Raw genomic sequence first — 3,133 nt, forward strand, 5'->3', positions numbered from 1 at the left:
TCGATTCACAGCTGAATGCAGGGTTCTATGTTGTTACAATAGATTCCAATGGATCCAGCTTCACGAAAAAGCTTATTGTTCATTAACAGATCTTTCATCCGTTTATAGGGAATGCTTCGGGTGAAGCATTCCTTTTTTTTGTGCATCCAGGAACGGCATAAATGCTTCTGAACGCTCGATGACAATTACCACTTAACATTCCGCTCAATATAGCTGATCAGATCCTTCGCCATAGCTTCCTGCTCACGCTTAGCCGGATGGCCCGGCGTATCCTTGTAAGGGAAGTAATGCGCACTTATTCCCGGATCATGCAGGTTGGCCACTGCTTTGGATATATACCCGGGCCATGGTGAACCCTTCCTTGTTGCATCCATATTTCCCAGGGCGCAGATGATCTTAGCCTGGGGATAGCGGGCCCGGATACTTTTCACAAATTTCTGGTAAGCTGCAACAATCTGATCAGCCGTTGGCCGGGTGTTGCCAAAGCGATGGATAAATTCTGCATGCTGCGGCTGGTTTATTATCCACGAATCATTCTGGAAAAGATTTATAACTACCACATCGGGTTTGAACAAACTGAAGTCCCATTTACTTTTTTCATCAGTTGCATCCAGGCGATCGTACAACTCCGGCATAATAAGCGGAAACCAGCTTACCAGCACACCAATACCGCTTTTAGCTATACAGCTGTACTCCGCATTGAAATGGCGGGCGGTTATAGCGGCATAGCTCAGGTAGTGATCTTCAAAAGGCGCAGTGCCCCGGTCCTGCCCCGTGGTGTCCAGCACTGCATATCCGCAGGTAATGGAATTACCATAGAACTCGATCTTCCGTTTTTTAGCTGCAGGCGCCGGGCCGATGGTTGTGCGGGGAGCCAGCTCAAACTGGTAGAACCAGGTTTTACCAAAGCTCCATTCCGTACGTTTAAATAACGTTAGCCGGTGTTTGCCTGCCGGTAAACCTGATACCAGCGTATAGATATGTTTTGTTGAATCAAGCTGCAGATCGGGCAGTAAGCTGTCATCTACAATAACCTTGTAGTAATTAGTTCCAAACTGATCCTTCAGCAGCGCCTTAACCCCCGTGCCGCTGAAATTTATGCTAATGGAATTACCGCACCAGCTTAGCTCAGCTGCATCCGGTTTAAAAGCGATGCGGCCCATATAATGAATATGCGGATCGTTGCTTTTTACAATGGTTTGTGCAGCGCCATGCTGCAGCATTAGTAAGAGCAGCTGAACAACTAAGAATATCCTCATGAATTAAACGGTTTATCTGCAGCCGGTACACCACTGCATACCGGCTAAGATAAACGATAAATTCATTATTCCACAGCTTTACGGTTTATCCCACCATACCCGGGTGCTCAGCTTATCAGCGCCCTGCCGTTCAATGGCCTTGTTCACCTTCTCAGTATTTACACTCAGCTCGGAGGTTGGATAGGTAAGCCTTCTGATGAAAGTACCATTTGGCACATCCGGGTTACTGGGCTGCCCGTATGGATTCGGTGTTAAGGCCGGGAAACCGCTTCTCCTGAAATTAGCAAAAGCTTCAGGCCCGTTTAAAAAAGAAGCGATCCAGTATTGGGTATTGATCTGCTGCAGCTCAGTGCCGGCAGCTAATGGGTTGGCGGTAACGTAAGTATCACGGGCCGCAGCAGGAACAGCGGAATTGGGATCATATGCAGCCATTTGATCCATATGCGCCCTGATGCCGTCGGCAAAGTATTGGGCCGCAGAGCCGCTGGTGATCCAGCCCCTGAAGCGCGCTTCAGCCAACAGCAGGTTGGTTTGCGCGGCAGTGACCAGGAATACCGGTGAAGAGATCTTCACGATCCTGCGGCGGTCTACCTGGCTGTAATCGTAAAAGCTGGCCAGGCCATCGGCAGTAGCGGCGGCCGTGATGGTGCCGTTATCTTTTCCAATGGGCATGCCTATTTGTTTTGCAGGATCGGTGGAGCCAATCGCTACCGTTTGTCCTGCACCGCTGCCGGCGCCTACATACCGGATGGCAAGGGCGGGTAAACGGGGATCATTCGTATTCTTTAGCTGGTCTACAAACGGTTTGGCAAGATAAAAGTTAGCGGCTTCACTGCCGTTGAGCGTACCACCTACGGGTTGGGGGAAGTTGGGATCATGACGGATATACGCATTATCTGCATTGTCGGTGATCACGCCGCCGGCAACCGCTGCCTGCACCGTGCTTTGTGCTTTTGCGGCATCCACTTTTACTAAGCGCATACCGGCGCGCAGCAGCAGGGAGTAAGCAAATTTCTTCCATTTGGCTACATCGCCGGCGTATAAAGCATCACCGGTTTCAATGGTGCCGGCGGGGTTCAGGGCGGTTGCCGCCTCTGTCAGCTCCTGGATGATCTTTGGATAAATGTCCTGCTGACGGTCGTATTCAGGGAACAGGATCTCGTCTGAATGACCGGCGCCGCCCTGCGTATAGGGTATGTCTCCATATTCATCCGTGAGCACCATAAAAACATACGACTGGTAAATGCGCACCATATTGTACATATTGCTCCTGGCCGGATCGTCTTTTGTGCGCACCAGCGCATCATGCGTATTTTTGATCACACTTTGATAATAGACCGCCCATATAGGCTGTGTAGTTACATCGCGGCTGTCCTGGTTAAAATTGGCGCCGGCCAGCACGCCGCCGTTGGGCGATACCATTTGCTGCACAACGCCAACATCGAATACCAGTGATTTTACCGGAAAAGAAGTATTAATAATACCCTGGTTCAACAACAGCGCCGGGTCAAGCGAAGAGGGATTTGTTTTGTTCACATTCAGATCGGACAATCCACTTTCGCAGGAAGCCATGGCCAGCGATAATATGAACCCAATGCTATATTTTAAGATCTTTTGCATAACGGAGGTTGTTAGAATTTAATATTCAAATTCAATCCAAGGCTGCGGGTACTGGGCAGGCCCGGTGATTCCAGCCCTACCTGGTTATCTGATCCAAAACCAAAGGTTTCAGGATCGATATTGTCTATCCATTTCTTGATGATCAGCACATTATTGGCAACCAGGTCAAGCTTTACACCTTTGATAAGCCAATTGGCGGGAATATGTTTTGAAAAGTCATAACCCAGGCTTATCTGACGCAGCTTCCAGTAACC

General features: G+C 49.3%; 4 protein-coding genes. 1 reads left to right on the forward strand and 3 read right to left on the reverse strand.

Going from position 1 to position 3,133, the window contains the following annotated elements; genetic code table 11:
* Nucleotides 1–11: 11 nt before the first annotated feature.
* Entirely contained in the window at nt 12–86 is a 75-nt protein-coding gene (locus tag VIM87_RS31465; RefSeq protein WP_414649674.1) for a hypothetical protein, read from the forward strand.
* A gap of 99 nt (nt 87–185) precedes the next feature.
* Here the strand turns inward: VIM87_RS31465 and VIM87_RS28350 are convergent, their stop codons facing one another.
* From VIM87_RS28350 to VIM87_RS28360, 3 genes are all read right to left on the reverse strand, one after another.
* On the reverse strand, nt 186–1,259 hold the full coding sequence (locus VIM87_RS28350; RefSeq protein WP_332000244.1) for an SGNH/GDSL hydrolase family protein: 1,074 nt from the start codon (nt 1,257–1,259) through the stop codon (nt 186–188).
* A 78-nt stretch (nt 1,260–1,337) separates the two neighbouring features.
* Nucleotides 1,338–2,879 carry a SusD/RagB family nutrient-binding outer membrane lipoprotein gene (locus VIM87_RS28355; protein ID WP_332000245.1) on the reverse strand — a complete coding sequence of 514 codons (1,542 nt, stop codon included), beginning with the start codon at nt 2,877–2,879 and terminating at the stop codon, nt 1,338–1,340.
* A gap of 11 nt (nt 2,880–2,890) precedes the next feature.
* Nucleotides 2,891–3,133: hypothetical protein (locus tag VIM87_RS28360; RefSeq protein WP_332000246.1), on the reverse strand; the 243-nt coding region annotated here is incomplete at its 5' end.

It is taken from the genome of Chitinophaga sp., assembly GCF_036569125.1.
Lineage (GTDB): Bacteria > Bacteroidota > Bacteroidia > Chitinophagales > Chitinophagaceae > Chitinophaga.